The sequence below is a fragment of the Chromobacterium sp. Rain0013 genome (genome assembly GCF_015291765.1).
In the GTDB taxonomy this organism is placed as follows: domain Bacteria; phylum Pseudomonadota; class Gammaproteobacteria; order Burkholderiales; family Chromobacteriaceae; genus Chromobacterium; species Chromobacterium haemolyticum.
The window spans coordinates 1774103-1791310 of sequence record NZ_CP031514.1; the positions used below are offsets into that span (position 1 = coordinate 1774103).

At 57.7% G+C, this 17208-nt stretch carries 11 protein-coding genes, 2 tRNA genes and 2 rRNA genes; all 15 read left to right on the plus strand.

All coding sequences use genetic code 11. The features are described from left to right. Positions 1-88: 88 nt before the first annotated feature. Positions 89-1210: a beta-ketoacyl-ACP synthase III gene (locus DXT74_RS08320; protein ID WP_194427722.1), complete on the plus strand. Its 1122-nt coding sequence runs from the start codon at positions 89-91 to the stop codon at positions 1208-1210. A 161-nt stretch (positions 1211-1371) separates the two neighbouring features. Further along, positions 1372-2970 (plus strand): ABC transporter substrate-binding protein, encoded by a 1599-nt coding sequence (locus tag DXT74_RS08325; protein ID WP_194427723.1) that lies wholly within the window; start codon positions 1372-1374, stop codon positions 2968-2970. A gap of 555 nt (positions 2971-3525) precedes the next feature. Beyond that, positions 3526-4554, plus strand: a complete 1029-nt coding sequence (locus tag DXT74_RS08330; protein WP_043641144.1) for an ABC transporter permease subunit — start codon at positions 3526-3528, stop codon at positions 4552-4554. Between the two features lie 19 nt (positions 4555-4573). Continuing rightward, positions 4574-5488 carry an ABC transporter permease subunit gene (locus tag DXT74_RS08335; RefSeq protein ID WP_019101432.1) on the plus strand — a complete coding sequence of 305 codons (915 nt, stop codon included), beginning with the start codon at positions 4574-4576 and terminating at the stop codon, positions 5486-5488. A 10-nt stretch (positions 5489-5498) separates the two neighbouring features. Next, positions 5499-6473 (plus strand): ABC transporter ATP-binding protein, encoded by a 975-nt coding sequence (locus DXT74_RS08340; RefSeq protein ID WP_043590845.1) that lies wholly within the window; start codon positions 5499-5501, stop codon positions 6471-6473. Further along, positions 6470-7441: a peptide ABC transporter ATP-binding protein gene (locus DXT74_RS08345; RefSeq protein WP_043641146.1), complete on the plus strand. Its 972-nt coding sequence runs from the start codon at positions 6470-6472 to the stop codon at positions 7439-7441. The genes DXT74_RS08340 and DXT74_RS08345 overlap by 4 nt, the downstream gene beginning before the upstream one ends. A 180-nt stretch (positions 7442-7621) precedes the next feature. After that, entirely contained in the window at positions 7622-8149 is a 528-nt protein-coding gene (coaD, locus tag DXT74_RS08350) for a pantetheine-phosphate adenylyltransferase (RefSeq protein WP_043590836.1), read from the plus strand. Positions 8150-8245: 96 nt separating this feature from the next. After that, positions 8246-9190, plus strand: a complete 945-nt coding sequence (locus tag DXT74_RS08355; RefSeq protein ID WP_043641148.1) for a class I SAM-dependent methyltransferase — start codon at positions 8246-8248, stop codon at positions 9188-9190. A gap of 149 nt (positions 9191-9339) precedes the next feature. After that, positions 9340-10542, plus strand: coding sequence for a sodium/glutamate symporter (gene gltS, locus DXT74_RS08360; protein WP_019103841.1), 1203 nt, complete (start codon positions 9340-9342; stop codon positions 10540-10542). 137 nt (positions 10543-10679) lie between these two features. Beyond that, positions 10680-11042, plus strand: coding sequence for a thioredoxin (gene trxA, locus DXT74_RS08365; RefSeq protein WP_043590839.1), 363 nt, complete (start codon positions 10680-10682; stop codon positions 11040-11042). A gap of 107 nt (positions 11043-11149) precedes the next feature. Further along, positions 11150-11695 carry a glutathione peroxidase gene (locus tag DXT74_RS08370; protein WP_039756336.1) on the plus strand — a complete coding sequence of 182 codons (546 nt, stop codon included), beginning with the start codon at positions 11150-11152 and terminating at the stop codon, positions 11693-11695. A gap of 377 nt (positions 11696-12072) precedes the next feature. Then, positions 12073-13608, plus strand: a 16S ribosomal RNA gene (locus tag DXT74_RS08375). A gap of 87 nt (positions 13609-13695) precedes the next feature. Next, positions 13696-13772, plus strand: a tRNA-Ile gene (locus tag DXT74_RS08380). Between the two features lie 105 nt (positions 13773-13877). Further along, positions 13878-13953 (plus strand) — tRNA-Ala (locus DXT74_RS08385). Between the two features lie 257 nt (positions 13954-14210). Next, positions 14211-17099: ribosomal RNA gene (locus tag DXT74_RS08390) — 23S ribosomal RNA — on the plus strand. The 16S and 23S rRNA genes sit together here with 2 tRNA genes alongside, the layout of an rRNA operon. The last annotated feature ends 109 nt before the right edge of the window (positions 17100-17208 follow it).

Genomic DNA, 17208 nt, shown 5'->3' on the forward strand with positions numbered 1-17208 from the left:
TTTCCGCTTGGGCGGGGCAGCAAGGACTGTCGTCGCCGCAACAAAAATCTACACTTACCCGGGTTACGGGGGGCTAAAAGGACAATTCATGCACAAGGTCGTCATTAGCGGAACCGGCTTGTTCACGCCGCCGCACGCGGTCAGCAATCAGGAGCTGGTCGCGGCTTTCAATGCCTTTGTACACGCTCACAATCAGCAACACGCGGACCGGATCGCCGCTGGGGAGATGGAGCCGCTGGCCGAGTCCAGCTCCGAGTTCATCGAAAAGGCCTCCGGCATCAAGCAGCGCTTCCTCATGGACAAGAGCGGGGTGTTGGACCCGGAGAGAATGGCGCCGCGCTTGCCGGAGCGCGGCAACGACGAGCTGTCGGTCCAGGCGGAAATGGCGGTGGCCGCCGCGCGGCAGGCGCTGGAGCGCGCAGGCCGAAGCGCGGCGGACATCGATATGGTCATCGTCGCTTGCTCCAATATGCAACGCCCGTATCCGGCGGTATCGATAGAGGTGCAGCAGGCGCTGGGTATTCAGGGCTACGCTTTCGACATGAACGTGGCTTGCTCATCCGCCACCTTCGGTATTCAAACCGCAGTCAACGCCATTGCCAGCGGCCAGGCGCGCGCGGTGTTGATGGTGAACCCGGAAATCTGTTCCGCACACCTGAATTTCCGCGACCGAGACAGCCACTTCATTTTTGGCGACGCCTGCACCGCGGTGGTGTTGGAGCGAGCCGATGCGGCAAGCTCGGCGCAGCGCTACGAGGTGTTGGGCAGCAAGCTAGCCACGGTGTTCTCCAATAATATCCGCAACAACTTCGGTTTCCTCAATCGTTGCGACGAGGCGGGAATTGGCCAGCCGGACAAGCTTTTCGTACAGCAGGGCCGCAAGGTGTTCAAGGAAGTCTGCCCTATGGTGGGCGATCATATCGCCGCGCATTTGGAGAGCCTGGGCATCGCGCCTGCCGAGGCGGCGCGCTTCTGGTTGCATCAGGCCAACCTAGCGATGAACCAGCTGATTTCCCGGCGCGTGTTGGGCCGCGACGCAGGCGACCATGAGGCGCCGGTGATTCTGGACCGTTACGCCAACACCAGTTCCGCCGGTTCCGTTATTGCATTCCATCTGCATTCCGACGATCTGGCGGGCGGAGATGTTGGCGTCATTTCATCTTTTGGCGCGGGCTATTCGGTGGGCAGCGTTGTGCTGAGGAAAATCTGATAAGCCGGAAAAAATAGTCCTAGCGCGGAGAGCCCTTGGCAGAAAAAAGCAGAGGACGCTTGTCAAAAGCGTCCTCTCTGCATAATGTATCCCCCCATGGCGGGCTTAGGTCCCGTTGACAAGAAAGACCGATGAGTCTGTACAAGGGAAAGGAAATAAAGATGCAAACTGTCAAGAAAGCGCTGCTGGCAGCCGGCCTGATCGCCGGGACCGCGATGGCCGCTCAGGCCGCAGGCACCCTGGTGTACTGCTCCGAAGGCAGCCCGGCCGGCTTCGATCCCGGTCAATACACTACCGGCACCGATTTCGACGCGTCCGCCGAAACCGTGTTCAACCGCTTGGTGCAATTCCAGCGCGGCGGGACCAAGGTTGTGCCGGCGTTGGCCGAAAAGTGGGACGTGGCGGCAGATGGCCTGAGCTACACCTTCCACCTGCGCAAGGGCGTGAAGTTCCAGACCACCGACTACTTCAAGCCGACCCGCGAATTCAACGCCGACGATGTGGTATTCACTTTCAGCCGCATGGTCGACAAGAACCATCCGTTCCGCAAAGCCTATCCGACCGAATTCCCGTATTTCACGGATATGGGTCTGGACACCAATATCGTCAAGGTAGAGAAAGTCGACGCCAACACCGTCAAGTTCACGCTGAAGAGCCTGGATGCCGCTTTCCTGCAGAACCTGGCGATGAGCTTCGCCTCGGTGCAATCCGCCGAGTACGCCGACAAACTGCTCAAGGCCGGCAAGCCGCAGTTGATCAATCAGCAGCCGGTAGGCACGGGCCCGTTCATCTTCAAGCGCTATCAAAAAGACGCGCAGATCCGCTTCGCCGCCAACAAAGAATACTGGAACAAGGCTGACGGTCCGAAAGTGGACAACCTGGTGTTCGCCATCACCACCGACGCTTCGGTTCGTTATCAGAAGCTGAAGGCCGGCGAGTGCCAGATCACCGTCAACCCGCGTCCGACCGACCTGGCCGCGATGAAGGCCGACCCCAAGCTGTCGGTGACCGCGCAGCCGGGCTTCAACCTGGGCTACCTGGCCTACAACGTCAAGCACAAGCCGCTGGAGATGTTGGAAGTGCGTCAGGCGCTGGACATGGCGATCAACAAGAAGGCCATCATCGACGCGGTGTACCAGGGCGCCGGCCAGCCGGCCACCAACCCGATGCCGCCGACCCAGTGGTCGTACAACAAGAGCCTGAAAGACGCGCCTTACGATGTGGCCAAGGCCAAGGCGCTGTTGGCCAAGGCCGGCTATCCCAACGGCTTCGAACTGAGCCTGTGGGCGATGCCGGTGCAACGTCCGTACAACCCCAACGCCAAGCTGATGGCGGAAATGGTGCAGTCCGACTGGGCCAAGATCGGCGTCAAGGCCAAGATCACTTCCTACGAGTGGGGCGAGTACATCAAGCGCGCGAAGGCCGGCGAGCATGATTCCATGCTGATTGGCTGGACCGGCGACAACGGCGATCCGGACAACTGGCTGGGTGTGCTGTTCGGTTGCGACGCGATGAACGGCAACAACTTCTCCAAGTGGTGCTACAAGCCGTTTGAAGACCTGATCCAGAAAGGCAAGCGCACCGCCAACGTGGCAGAGCGCACCAAGCTGTACATGAAGGCTCAGGAGATCGTCAAACAGCAAGTGCCGATGACCACGATTGCCCACTCCACCGTGAATCAGCCGATGCTGAAATCGGTACAGGGCTTCAAGGTCAGCCCCTTCGGCCTGAACTCCTTCTACGGCGTTAGCGTCAAGTAAGCCGGAATACAATAAAAAACAGCGACATCGGGGGCTGGTTCCCCCGATGTTTTGCCTGATAAAGAACGGCTGGCGAAATCCCTGATGCGAACTGGCATGTGTTGTCGGGCGGCAGCTGCCGCCGGCGCGCCAGGACGCGGCGCGGGGTTTTGTCGGCTACTCTAAGCCTTGGGTTTCCAGTCGCACAAAGAGGCGGCGGGCCCGATGGCGGCGGAACGTCTACTGGGTGGTGTTAGAGGGTAGTCAGTCACAGCGTGGAGAGGCTGTGCGTCAGGCTTGACCTGGGTCAAGCTCGTTTGCGGAGAGGAGTGCTATCTTGCACTTGCCGTAGCGGTGGCGCAGCTGATGTGGGTGGGTGGTTCAGTTGCATGCCATCGCTCCGGCGCTCTTCATTGTTGTTTTCCTTGCTTCTTCTCCGTTCTATTCCGGTAACGTCTCCCCAAACGCAATAGAGCCGTCGCGCGCTGTTTGCCATGCAAAGCGTCGTCGCTCTGGGTCTCAAGTTGAGTATTGCGCCCAGTCGCCCAGCGGGGCCGGCGCAAGGGAGAAGTCCTCATGTTTTCCTTTATTCTGCGAAGGTTGGGCTTATTGGTGCCAACCTTCTTCGGCATCACGCTGCTGACCTTCGGCTTGATCCGCATGATTCCGGGCGATCCGGTGGAGGTGATGGTGGGCGAGCGCGCGCTCGATCCGCAAATGCACGCCGAAGCCTTGCATCGCCTGGGTCTGGACAAGCCGCTGTACGCTCAGTACTTCGACTATGTGGTCAATTTGCTGCACGGCGATCTGGGCGAGTCCCTGGTCACCAAGACCGGAGTCTGGACCGAGTTCAAAACCCTGTTCCCCGCCACGCTGGAATTGGCGATTTCCGCCTTGATCTTCGCTACCGTGCTGGGTCTGCTGGCCGGCGTCATCGCCGCCATCAAGCGCGGCTCGCTGTTCGACCATGGCGTGATGGGCATCTCGTTGACCGGCTTCTCCATGCCCATCTTCTGGTGGGGCCTGATCCTGATCATGTTCTTCTCGGTCAAGCTGGGCTGGACCCCGGTGTCCGGCCGCGTCGACCTGACCTTCGACATCGCGCCGCATACCGGTTTCATGCTGATCGATTCCTGGATGGCGGAAGCCGCGGATCCGGACGTGAACGCCGGCGCCTTCAAGAACGCTTTGATGCACCTGATTCTGCCGGCCATCGTGCTGGGCACGATTCCGTTGGCGGTCATCGCGCGGATGACGCGCTCGTCGATGCTGGAAGTGCTGCGCGAGGACTATGTGCGCACCGCGCGCGCCAAGGGCTTGTCGCCGGCGCGTGTGATCTTCATCCACACCCTGCGCAATGCGCTGATTCCAGTGCTGACCGTGATCGGCCTGCAAGTGGGCACGCTGATGGGCGGGGCGGTGTTGACTGAAACCATCTTCTCCTGGCCGGGCATAGGCAAATGGCTGATCGACGCGATCAGTCGCCGAGACTATCCGGTGGTGCAGAACGGCATCCTGATGGTGGCGACGCTGGTGATCATCACCAACTTCATCGTCGACATCCTGTACGGCATCGCCAATCCGCGCATCCGTCACGCCAAGTAACAGCCAGTTAGGTGGATTTATGACTCAGACTACGCAAGTCAACGCCGGCCCGGACCTGGCGCTGGCCTATCCCTCGCCGTTCAAGGAGTTCTGGCAGGGTTTTTCCCACAACAAGGGCGCGGTGGCCGGCCTGATCTTCATGCTGATCGTCACCTCCTGTGCGCTGCTGGCGCCGCTGGTGGCGCCCTATAGCCCAATCGAGCAATATCGCGACCATTTGCTGACGCCGCCTGCATGGGTGGACGGCGGCTCGACGCAATTCCTGTTCGGCACCGATGAACTGGGCCGCGACATCCTGTCGAGGTTGATCCACGGCGCGCGCTTGTCCTTGTTCATCGGCCTGTGCTCGGTGCTGATGGCCTTGCTACCGGGCGTGGTGCTCGGCCTCTTGGCCGCCTTCTTTCCCAAGGTCCTCGGCGGCGCGATCATGCGGCTGATGGACATCATGATGGCCTTGCCCTCGCTGCTGCTGGCGGTGGCCATCATGGCCATTCTCGGACCCGGCCTGATGAACGCGATGATAGCCATCGCCACCGTGGCCTTGCCGGCCTATGTGCGGCTGACTCGCGCGTCGGCGATGACCGAACTGAACCGCGACTACGTTACGGCCTCGCGCGTGGCCGGCGCGGGCCTGCCGCGGCTGATGTTCGTCACCGTGTTGCCCAACTGCATGGCGCCTTTGATCGTGCACGCAACGATGAGCTTTTCCTCGGCCATCCTGGAAATCGCCGCGCTGGGTTTTCTCGGCCTGGGCGTGCAGCCGCCGACTCCAGAGTGGGGCACCATGCTGGCATCGGCCCGCGATTACATTGAAAGCGCCTGGTGGGTGGTCACCTTGCCCGGCCTGACCATTTTGCTGTCGGTGCTCGCCATCAATTTGATGGGAGACGGCCTGCGCGACGCGCTGGACCCGAAACTGAAGCGCGCGGCTTGAGGGGATGGAAATGAGTTTGCTGCAAATCAAGAACCTCTCGGTGGAGTTCGGTTCGGAAAAGAATCCCTTCCGCGCGGTGGAAGGGCTGGACCTGACGGTGAATCAGGGCGAAATCGTCGGCATCGTCGGCGAATCCGGTTCCGGCAAGTCGGTCACCATGATGGCGATGATGGGGCTGCTGGAAGGTCAGGGGCGCATCGTGGCCGATGAACTGAGCTTCGACGGCAAGAACCTGCTGACCATCTCCGCGCGCGAACGCCGCAAGATCGTCGGCAAGGATATCGCCATGATCTTCCAGGACCCGATGACCTCGCTGAACCCCAGCTACACCGTCGGCTACCAGATCATGGAAGTGCTGAAGCTGCATCAAGGCCTGCGCGGCGGGGCCCTGAAGCGGCGCGCGCTGGAACTGATGGAACTGGTGGAGATTCCGGCGCCGGCCTCGCGGCTCAACGCCTATCCGCATCAGTTGTCCGGCGGCATGAGCCAGCGGGTGGTGATTGCGATGGCCATCGCCTGTAGCCCCAAGCTCTTGATCGCCGACGAGCCGACCACGGCTTTGGACGTGACCATCCAGGCGCAGATCATGGAGCTGCTGGTCAGCTTGCAAAAGAGCCAGAACATGGCCTTGATCATGATCACCCACGATCTGGCGGTGGTGGCCGAAGTGGCGCACCGGCTGGCGGTGATGTATGCCGGCCAGGTGGCTGAAATGGGCGCGGTGCCGGGCGTGTTCAATCATCCCGCTCATCCGTACACCGAAGCGCTGCTGTCGTCGATTCCGGAACACAGCAAAGGCGCGCATCGCCTGAACACCTTGCCCGGCATTGTGCCGGGGCAGTATGACCGCCCCGGCGGCTGCCTGTTGTCGCCGCGTTGCCCCTATGTCAAGGACAACTGCCGGACCCAGCGTCCAGGCCTGACCCCGGTGGAGGGCGGCGCCGTGCGCTGCCACTACCCGTTGCTGGACAAGGAGGCGAAATGAGCACCGTATTGCAAGCGCGGGATCTGACCCGCTACTACGACGTGTCCCAAGGCTTTCTCAAGCCCTCGGCGCAAGTCAAGGCGCTCAACGGCGTCTCCTTCGAACTGCGGGCCGGCAAGACCTTGGCGGTGGTGGGCGAGTCCGGCTGCGGCAAGAGCACCCTGGCGCGGCAGCTGACGCTGATCGAAGCGCCGACCTCGGGCTCTCTGCTGCTGGACGGCCAGGATGCGGCCCAGGCCGGCAAGGCCGAATTGAAAGCCATGCGCACCAAGGTGCAGATGGTGTTCCAAAACCCGTACGCGTCCTTGAATCCGCGCCAGAAAATCGGTAGTCAGCTGGCCGAGCCCTTGCTGATCAACACCTCGCTGAGCGCCAAGGAGCGCGAAGAAAAGGTGCGCGGCATGATGCAGCGGGTTGGTTTGCGGCCGGAGCACTTTTTCCGCTATCCGCATATGTTCTCCGGCGGTCAGCGTCAGCGCATCGCCATTGCCCGCGCAATGATGCTGAACCCCAAGATCGTTGTGGCGGACGAGCCTACCTCGGCGCTGGATGTGTCTATCCAGGCCCAGGTGCTCAATCTGTTCATGGATCTGCAGGACGAGTTCAAAACCGCCTATGTGTTCATCTCTCACAACCTGTCGGTGGTTGAGCATGTGGCCGACGACTTGATGGTGATGTATTTGGGGCGCGCGGTGGAGGTGGGGGAAAAGAACCGTGTCTATGAGCGGCCGCTGCATCCTTATACCCAGGCTTTGTTGTCGGCGACGCCGTCCATCCACCCGGAGCAGCGTCGTATCAAGATCAAGATCGAGGGCGAGCTGCCCAGCCCCTTGAAGCCGCCGTCGGGCTGCGCCTTCCACAAGCGCTGCCCCCACGCGAATCAGCGTTGCGCGGAGGAGGTGCCGGAATTACGCGAACTGGATCAGCGCATGATCGCTTGTCATCGCGCCGAGGAGATCAACGCCTGATTGGGTAGGATTTGACCGTAAGCGGGCCGCCATGCGCGGCCTGCTTTTTTTTGGCGGTGCTTTGCCGATAATGAGTGAAATGGACAGATTCTGCCGCGGATAGTCCAGGTGGAAGCGAAACATTTTGCGCAATGCACAAAAATTGCTTTACCCGCCCCCAACGACCACGATACATTCGCCATGGCACATCATACAGTCAAAGGAAAACGAGAATTGAAGCGAGCCGTGTACGCGGGCAGCTTCGACCCGGTGACCAATGGTCACCTCTGGATGATTCGTGAAGCGGTGGAGCTGTTTGACGAATTGATCGTAGCGGTCGGAGTGAACCCGGAAAAACACTGTACCTTCAGTGTCGAGGAACGAGTGGCTTTGTTGCGCGCCGTCACTGGCGGCTTCAGCAAGCTGCGGGTGGATGTGTTCGAGAATCAGTTTCTGGTTAATTACGCGCAAAGCATAGGCGCAAACTACATCATCCGCGGCATCCGCACCGCCAGCGATTATGAATACGAGCGCACCATGCGCTATATCAATTCCGATCTGCACCCGGACATCACCACTATTTTCCTGCTGCCGCCGCGTGAGTACGCCGAAGTGTCGTCCACGATGGTCAAGGGCCTGGTGGGGCCGAGGGGCTGGGAAAGCGTGATTCGCCAATACTTGCCGGAACCGGTTTACAGCAAGCTGATCGAGATGTATTCGTCCGAATAGCCGCGGCTGTAATAGAATTGGATATCCGTTCGCGCGCCGCCTGCAGTCAGCGGCGCGTTTGTTTTGTGTTTTGCCCATCGCCAATATCGAGGACTCATGCTGGACGTCAGCCCATTCGCCAATCGCCTGGCTAAGAATTTCAAGCACTACGCCAAATGGGCGCGTCGCCAGGGGCTGGACGCCTGGCGAGTCTACGACAAGGACGTGCCGCAGTTCCCGTTCGCGGTGGACGTGTACGGCGAGCGCATCCACCTGCAGGAGTACGACACGGGGTGGGAGATGGAGGACGACGCTTACCGCGAATGGATCAACGCGGTGGTGGACAGCCTGTGCGCGGTGACGGGCCTTGCGCATGAGGCGGTGACGCTAAAGAACCGTCGTCGCCAGAAAGGCGTGAGCCAGTATGAGAAAGCGGGGCAACAGGGCTGCGACTTTATCGTCAACGAGTTCGGTCAGCGCTTTATTGTTAATCTCGAAGCCTACTTGGATACCGGCCTGTTCCTGGACCATCGCAACACCCGCAAGCGGGTGAGGGAAGAAGCCGCCGGCAAGCGTTTCCTCAATCTGTTCGCCTACACCGGAAGCTTCACTGTCTACGCAGCCTGCGGCGGCGCGATCCGCTCCGAAACCGTGGACATGTCCAATACCTATCAGGATTGGTCGCGCCGTAACTTCGAACTCAATGGCCTGGACCTTGCCCGGCACGAACTGGTGCGGGCGGATGTGTTTCAGTACCTGGAAGACGCCGTGGATGCCGGCAAGCAGTTTGATCTGATCGTTATGGACCCGCCTACCTTCTCCAACTCCAAGAAGATGCGCGACATTCTGGACGTGCAGCGCGACCATGTCTGGCTGATTGACTACGCAATGGCGCTGCTGGCTCCGGGCGGCACCTTGTACTTCTCCAATAATCTCCGCAGCTTCAAGTTGGACGAGAGACTGTCCGACGATTACCTCATCAGCGACATCAGCGCGCAATCGGTGCCGGAAGACTTCCGCAACCGCGCCATTCATCAATGCTGGCGGATTCGTCGCGACTAGCGGTTGATATTCACTCTATAAGGCCTCTATTAATTAGGGGCCGAACTTTATCCCCGGGTTGCCTATCGTATTGCAGGGCGCGACAACATTCCGACAGCTGCTAGTCTGAATCAAGCGCGCCTTCGCTCATCAAACAATAGGGAGACTCGATGATTCAACTGGATTTCTACGGCACCTTGGTGGCCGCGTCGCTGGTTTTGCTGCTCGGGCGCAAACTAGTGGCGCATGTCGGCGCGCTGCGCACCTACAATATCCCCGAGCCGGTAGTTGGCGGCTTGCTGATTGCCGCCCTGCTGTTGCTGTTCCGTCAACTGACCGGTAACGAGGTTCGCTTCGACGCTTCGCTGCAAACCCCGCTCATGCTGGCCTTCTTCGCTTCCATCGGCCTCAATGCCAATTTGAAAAGCCTGAGGCAGGGCGGCAAGACAGTTGGCGTTTTCCTGGCGGTGGTGGTTGGCCTGCTGCTGGTGCAGAACACACTTGGCATCGCTCTGGCCAGCCTGCTGGGCCTGGATCCATTGATGGGCCTGCTGGCCGGCTCCATTACCTTGTCCGGCGGCCATGGCACCGGCGCGGCCTGGGGAGGCACCTTTGCATCCAAGTACGGTTTGGCCTCCGCGTCGGAACTGGCGCTGGCTTGCGCCACTTTCGGGTTGGTGCTGGGCGGCCTAATCGGCGGCCCGGTGGCGCGTTTTCTGGTCAAAAAAGTCAAAGCCCCGGGCGCCGAGCACAATGCCGACGATCCGCCGCTGGCTTTCGAACAGCCGGACGCACAACGTCTGATCACTCCGCATTCCTTTATCGAGACGCTGGCGCTGATCGCCGTCTGTCTGTTGGGCGGCACCTTTCTCGGCGGCCTGCTTAAAGGCACGCCGCTGGAATTGCCCACCTTCGTCTGCGTGCTGTTTGTCGGCGTGTTGATCAGCAACGGGCTAGCGGCTTTGGGCTGGTATCAAATCTTCGAGCGCGAAGTATCGGTGCTGGGCAACGTCAGCCTGTCGCTGTTCCTGGCGCTAGCCTTGATGTCCCTGCGTTTGTGGGATTTAGCGGCCTTGGCGCTGCCCATCTTCGTGCTACTGCTGGCGCAAACCGCGGCGATGGCGATGTATGCGATTTTCGTCACCTTCCGGGTGATGGGGCGCAATTATGACGCGGCGGTGCTGGCCGCCGGCCACTGCGGCTTCGGCCTGGGCGCCACGCCCACCGCCATCGCCAATATGCAGGCGGTGACCGAACGCTTCGGCCCCTCGCACCTGGCCTTCCTGGTCGTGCCCATGGTTGGCGCCTTCTTCATTGACATCGTCAACGCCATCGTGATCAAGCTCTACCTCGCGCTGCCCTTCATAGGCTAAGCATCGCGGCGACAGCGGCTATCGTCTGGATTGATAAATTCAACTGGGCGATAGCCTTGCAATGCCGCGGGCGCGTACCTATCTTTGCTGCAACAGCCCGCCGTTGGCGGGCGCTTCAGACAGCGAAAGACACCCCCATGGCTTACATCAACCTCAGCGCCGACAACTTCAACGCCCATATGAAAGAGGAAGGCTTGGTCATTCTCGACTTTTGGGCGCCGTGGTGCGGTCCGTGCAAAATGTTCGGTCCCACTTTTGAAGCCGCATCGGAAAAGCACGCCGACATCGTGTTCGGCAAGATCAATACTGAAGACGAGCGAGATCTGGCCGCCCACTTCAATATCCGCTCCATACCCACGCTGATCGCCATCAAGGATGGCATCATGGTATTCAACCAGGCTGGGGCGATGATGGCCGCTCAGTTTGAGCAGTTGATTCAAGGTCTGCGGGAACTGGATATGGACAAGGTGCGGGCCGACATCGCCAGCCAGCAGGAATGACAGCAGACGCCCGCATGCGGTGCTCGGGACAATAGATAAGGCAATGCTTCAAGCATTGCCTTATCATTTTGTCTGCCATCAATACATGGCGCAGCGAGGAGACGCGAATGAAACGATGGGGCGCAATGCTGATTTTTTGCAGTCAGGCGGTGCTGGCGGCTTGCCCGGCTTTGTTGAACTACACCGTGCCGGGCCTGATGGGCGGCCAGATTAATCTATGCCAATACGCGGATCGGCCGCTGCTGGTGGTCAATACCGCCAGCCACTGCGGCTTCACGCCGCAGTTCAAGCAACTGCAATCGTTGTATCAAACCTATGGGCAGCGCGGTCTGATGGTGGTCGGCTTTCCCAGCAACGACTTCTTTCAGGAACTGGACAGCGATAAGGAGATCGGCGCGTTCTGCGAAGCCAATTATGGCGTGACCTTTCCGATGGCTGTAAAAGGGCATGTGCGCGGCGCCGATGCGCAGCCGTTCTTCAAAGCCTTGATCAAGGCCACCGACGACGCTCCGGTATGGAACTTCCACAAGTATTTGATCCTGCCCGGCGCAAGCAAGGTTGTCAGCATAGGCACGCGGACCAAGCCGGATGATCCTGAAGTGGTCAATGCTTTCTTGCCTTACCTAAAGCCGGCGGAGAGCGTGAAAAACTAGAGGAAGCACGTATATCCAACAAGGGGCCGGCGTTTCGCCGGCCCGTTTTTCATGGATAGTCGGGACATGGGGCGGGGGTTGGCAAATACCCTTTATGGATATCCGTTGCCGCATCAAGGGTTTGCCCTGCGCGGCCCGCCGTTGTTGAGATTTTTGTCGCAAAAGGTGTTGACGGGTTTAGGGGCGTGACGTATAGTTCGCCTCCTCAGCAGACAACGCAGCGACGGAAACGAAACGCAGCGATCTGCACCGATCTTTAACAGAACGAATAACCGATAGGTGTAAGTGCTCGGTCGATGACCAAACACTTGCACTGCAAGACGAGAAATGTCTCGATGTTTCTTTGATCTTGCGTGCCAGAAAATTTGCTTGGAATTGAACTGAAGAGTTTGATCCTGGCTCAGATTGAACGCTGGCGGCATGCTTTACACATGCAAGTCGAACGGTAACAGGGTGCTTGCACCGCTGACGAGTGGCGAACGGGTGAGTAATGCATCGGAATGTACCGTGTAATGGGGGATAGCTCGGCGAAAGCCGGATTAATACCGCATACGCCCTGAGGGGGAAAGTGGGGGACCGTAAGGCCTCACGTTATACGAGCAGCCGATGTCTGATTAGCTAGTTGGTGGGGTAAAGGCTCACCAAGGCAACGATCAGTAGCGGGTCTGAGAGGATGATCCGCCACACTGGGACTGAGACACGGCCCAGACTCCTACGGGAGGCAGCAGTGGGGAATTTTGGACAATGGGCGCAAGCCTGATCCAGCCATGCCGCGTGTCTGAAGAAGGCCTTCGGGTTGTAAAGGACTTTTGTCCGGGAGCAAATCCCAGTGGTTAATACCTACTGGGGCTGAGAGTACCGGAAGAATAAGCACCGGCTAACTACGTGCCAGCAGCCGCGGTAATACGTAGGGTGCAAGCGTTAATCGGAATTACTGGGCGTAAAGCGTGCGCAGGCGGTTGTGCAAGTCTGATGTGAAAGCCCCGGGCTTAACCTGGGAACGGCATTGGAGACTGCACGACTAGAGTGCGTCAGAGGGGGGTAGAATTCCGCGTGTAGCAGTGAAATGCGTAGAGATGCGGAGGAATACCGATGGCGAAGGCAGCCCCCTGGGATGACACTGACGCTCATGCACGAAAGCGTGGGGAGCAAACAGGATTAGATACCCTGGTAGTCCACGCCCTAAACGATGTCAACTAGCTGTTGGGGGTTTGAATCCTTGGTAGCGAAGCTAACGCGAGAAGTTGACCGCCTGGGGAGTACGGCCGCAAGGTTAAAACTCAAAGGAATTGACGGGGACCCGCACAAGCGGTGGATGATGTGGATTAATTCGATGCAACGCGAAAAACCTTACCTGGTCTTGACATGTAACGAACGCTGCAGAGATGTGGCGGTGCCCGAAAGGGAGCGTTAACACAGGTGCTGCATGGCTGTCGTCAGCTCGTGTCGTGAGATGTTGGGTTAAGTCCCGCAACGAGCGCAACCCTTGCCATTAGTTGCCATCATTAAGTTGGGCACTCTAATGGGACTGCCGGTGACAAACCGGAGGAAGGTGGGGATGACGTCAAGTCCTCATGGCCCTTATGACCAGGGCTTCACACGTCATACAATGGTCGGTACAGAGGGTCGCGAAGCCGCGAGGTGGAGCCAATCTCATAAAACCGATCGTAGTCCGGATCGCACTCTGCAACTCGAGTGCGTGAAGTCGGAATCGCTAGTAATCGCAGATCAGCATGCTGCGGTGAATACGTTCCCGGGTCTTGTACACACCGCCCGTCACACCATGGGAGTGAGTTTCACCAGAAGTGGGTAGGCTAACCGTAAGGAGGCCGCTTACCACGGTGGGATTCATGACTGGGGTGAAGTCGTAACAAGGTAGCCGTAGGGGAACCTGCGGCTGGATCACCTCCTTTCTAGAGAAGGTTGTTGATCGAGTACTTACAGCCTATCGGTTATTTGTAGTTAAGGGCGTGTCAGCCAGCGATGGCTGACCGAGAAATGGGTTTGTAGCTCAGCTGGTTAGAGCACCGTCTTGATAAGGCGGGGGTCGTTGGTTCGAGTCCAACCAGACCCACCAAGAATTTGCGTAGCGATACGTAATTTTTGGCTTAGGCAAGGCGCGAAATAGCGAAATGTACAATTGTACATGAGTTGTTGAGCAACGCTGCATAAGGCAAAAAGAGGGGGATTAGCTCAGTTGGGAGAGCACCTGCTTTGCAAGCAGGGGGTCGTCGGTTCGATCCCGTCATCCTCCACCACAACTCAAACACAAGCGAGTTTGCAAAACAGCTTGGTTGTGTTTGCGTTGTATTTTTAACGCCCGATCTTTAACAAACTGAAGAAGCCGAATATATAAAGACGGCGAGAAAGACGATGGAGTTAAGTCTTCATTGGCTGGATCGTCATCTTGGGTATTTGATTGTATCTAGGCTACGTCGCCATATCAAAAGGGGCGGTGTAGTCGTCGCACAAACACAACTTGTTGTTTTAGTGATCCAGGTTACTGAAATGATAGGGTCAAGCGACTAAGTGCATCTGGTGGATGCCTTGGCGATCATAGGCGAAGAAGGACGTGTAAGCCTGCGAAAAGCGCGGGGGAGCTGGCAATAGAGCTTTGATCCCGCGATGTCCGAATGGGGAAACCCCTCCGCAAGGAGATCCCGTGCTGAATACATAGGCACGAGGAGGCGAACGCAGCGAACTGAAACATCTAAGTAGCTGCAGGAAAAGAAATCAACCGAGATTCCGTTAGTAGTGGCGAGCGAACGCGGAAGAGCCTGTACGTGTTATGGATTGTGTTAGTGGAAGGTTCATGGAAAGGACTGCCATAGTGGGTGATAGCCCCGTACACGAAAACGCATTCCAAGGACTAGGCGTACGATAAGTAGGGCGGGACACGAGAAATCCTGTCTGAAGATGGGGGGACCATCCTCCAAGGCTAAATACTCATGATCGACCGATAGTGAACCAGTACCGTGAGGGAAAGGCGAAAAGAACCCCGGGAGGGGAGTGAAATAGAACCTGAAACCGGATGCATACAAACAGTGGGAGCGGACTTGTTCCGTGACTGCGTACCTTTTGTATAATGGGTCAGCGACTTACGTTCAGTAGCGAGCTTAACCGAATAGGGGAGGCGTAGGGAAACCGAGTCCGAATAGGGCGATTTAGTTGCTGGGCGTAGACCCGAAACCGAGTGATCTATCCATGGCCAGGATGAAGGTGCGGTAACACGCACTGGAGGTCCGAACCCACTAGTGTTGCAAAACTAGGGGATGAGCTGTGGATAGGGGTGAAAGGCTAAACAAACTCGGAGATAGCTGGTTCTCCCCGAAAACTATTTAGGTAGTGCCTCATGTATCACTTCCGGGGGTAAAGCACTGTTATGGCTAGGGGGTCATTGCGATTTACCAAACCATGGCAAACTCTGAATACCGGAAAGTGCGAGCATGGGAGACAGACGGTGGGTGCTAACGTCCATCGTCAAGAGGGAAACAACCCAGACCGCCAGCTAAGGTCCCAAATGATCAGTTAAGTGGTAAACGAAGTGGGAAGGCCTAGACAGCCAGGATGTTGGCTTAGAAGCAGCCATCATTTAAAGAAAGCGTAATAGCTCACTGGTCGAGTCGTCCTGCGCGGAAGATGTAACGGGGCTCAAACTGATAACCGAAGCTGCGGATTTGCACGTAAGTGCAGATGGTAGGGGAGCGTTCTGTAGGTCTGAGAAGGTGTCTCGTAAGGGATGCTGGAGATATCAGAAGTGCGAATGCTGACATGAGTAGCGATAAAGCGGGTGAAAAGCCCGCTCGCCGAAAGCCCAAGGTTTCCTACGCAACGTTCATCGGCGTAGGGTGAGTCGGCCCCTAAGGCGAGGCTGAAAAGCGTAGTCGATGGGAAACGGGTTAAAATTCCCGTACTTTTATGCAGTGCGATGTGGGGACGGAGAAGGTTAGGTCATCAGACTGTTGGAATAGTCTGTTTAAGCCGGTAGGCTGGGGAGGTAGGCAAATCCGCCTTCCCTTAAGGCCGAGACGTGATGACGAGGGTCTACGGACCTGAAGTGACTGATACCACGCTTCCAGGAAAAGCCACTAAGCTTCAGCTGCATAAGAACCGTACCGCAAACCGACACAGGTGGGCAGGATGAGAATTCTAAGGCGCTTGAGAGAACTCAGGAGAAGGAACTCGGCAAATTGATACCGTAACTTCGGGAGAAGGTATGCCTCTTAGAGTGAATCCCCTGCGGGAGGAGCTTTGAGAGGTCGCAGAGAATCGGTGGCTGCGACTGTTTAACAAAAACACAGCACTGTGCCAACACGAAAGTGGACGTATACGGTGTGACGCCTGCCCGGTGCTGGAAGGTTAAGTGATGGGGTGCAAGCTCTTGATCGAAGCCCCAGTAAACGGCGGCCGTAACTATAACGGTCCTAAGGTAGCGAAATTCCTTGTCGGGTAAGTTCCGACCCGCACGAATGGCGTAACGATGGCCACACTGTCTCCTCCTGAGACTCAGCGAAGTTGAAGTGTTTGTGAAGATGCAATCTCCCCGCTGCTAGACGGAAAGACCCCGTGAACCTTTACTGTAGCTTTGCATTGGACTTTGAACAGACTTGTGTAGGATAGGTGGGAGGCTATGAAGTGGGAACGCTAGTTCTCATGGAGCCGTCCTTGAAATACCACCCTGGTGTGTTTGAGGTTCTAACCTTGGTCCGTGATCCGGATTGGGGACAGTGCATGGTAGGCAGTTTGACTGGGGCGGTCTCCTCCCAAAGTGTAACGGAGGAGTTCGAAGGTTACCTAGGTACGGTCGGAAATCGTGCTGATAGTGCAATGGCAAAAGGTAGCTTAACTGCGAGACCGACAAGTCGAGCAGGTGCGAAAGCAGGACATAGTGATCCGGTGGTTCTGAATGGAAGGGCCATCGCTCAACGGATAAAAGGTACTCCGGGGATAACAGGCTGATACCGCCCAAGAGTTCACATCGACGGCGGTGTTTGGCACCTCGATGTCGGCTCATCACATCCTGGGGCTGTAGCCGGTCCCAAGGGTATGGCTGTTCGCCATTTAAAGTGGTACGTGAGCTGGGTTCAAAACGTCGTGAGACAGTTTGGTCCCTATCTGCAGTGGGCGTTGGAAGTTTGACGGGGGCTGCTCCTAGTACGAGAGGACCGGAGTGGACGCACCTCTGGTGTACCGGTTGTGACGCCAGTCGCATTGCCGGGTAGCTAAGTGCGGAAGAGATAACCGCTGAAAGCATCTAAGCGGGAAACTCGCCTGAAGATGAGACTTCCCTGAGGGCTTGACCCTCCTGAAGAGTCGTTCGAGACCAGGACGTTGATAGGTCGGGTGTGGAAGCGCTGTGAGGCGTTAAGCTAACCGATACTAATTGCTCGTGAGGCTTGATCCTATCATTTGAGTGGCTTGGGAGACTGAGCGACGAGATGTGGGTGTGCGACACAATTGAATACCGAATATATGTGGGCTGATCAAAGATCAGCCTAGGCTTCTTCTAGTTT

What these genes read in the sequence shown, in the direction of transcription:
- DXT74_RS08320 (WP_194427722.1), top strand. Translation starts at nt 89, where the DNA reads ATGCACAAGGTCGTCATTAGCGGAACCGGCTTGTTCACGCCGCCGCAC.
- DXT74_RS08325 (WP_194427723.1), top strand. Translation starts at nt 1,372, where the DNA reads ATGCAAACTGTCAAGAAAGCGCTGCTGGCAGCCGGCCTGATCGCCGGG.
- DXT74_RS08330 (WP_043641144.1), top strand. Translation starts at nt 3,526, where the DNA reads ATGTTTTCCTTTATTCTGCGAAGGTTGGGCTTATTGGTGCCAACCTTC.
- DXT74_RS08335 (WP_019101432.1), top strand. Translation starts at nt 4,574, where the DNA reads ATGACTCAGACTACGCAAGTCAACGCCGGCCCGGACCTGGCGCTGGCC.
- DXT74_RS08340 (WP_043590845.1), top strand. Translation starts at nt 5,499, where the DNA reads ATGAGTTTGCTGCAAATCAAGAACCTCTCGGTGGAGTTCGGTTCGGAA.
- DXT74_RS08345 (WP_043641146.1), top strand. Translation starts at nt 6,470, where the DNA reads ATGAGCACCGTATTGCAAGCGCGGGATCTGACCCGCTACTACGACGTG.
- coaD (WP_043590836.1), top strand. Translation starts at nt 7,622, where the DNA reads ATGGCACATCATACAGTCAAAGGAAAACGAGAATTGAAGCGAGCCGTG.
- DXT74_RS08355 (WP_043641148.1), top strand. Translation starts at nt 8,246, where the DNA reads ATGCTGGACGTCAGCCCATTCGCCAATCGCCTGGCTAAGAATTTCAAG.
- gltS (WP_019103841.1), top strand. Translation starts at nt 9,340, where the DNA reads ATGATTCAACTGGATTTCTACGGCACCTTGGTGGCCGCGTCGCTGGTT.
- trxA (WP_043590839.1), top strand. Translation starts at nt 10,680, where the DNA reads ATGGCTTACATCAACCTCAGCGCCGACAACTTCAACGCCCATATGAAA.
- DXT74_RS08370 (WP_039756336.1), top strand. Translation starts at nt 11,150, where the DNA reads ATGAAACGATGGGGCGCAATGCTGATTTTTTGCAGTCAGGCGGTGCTG.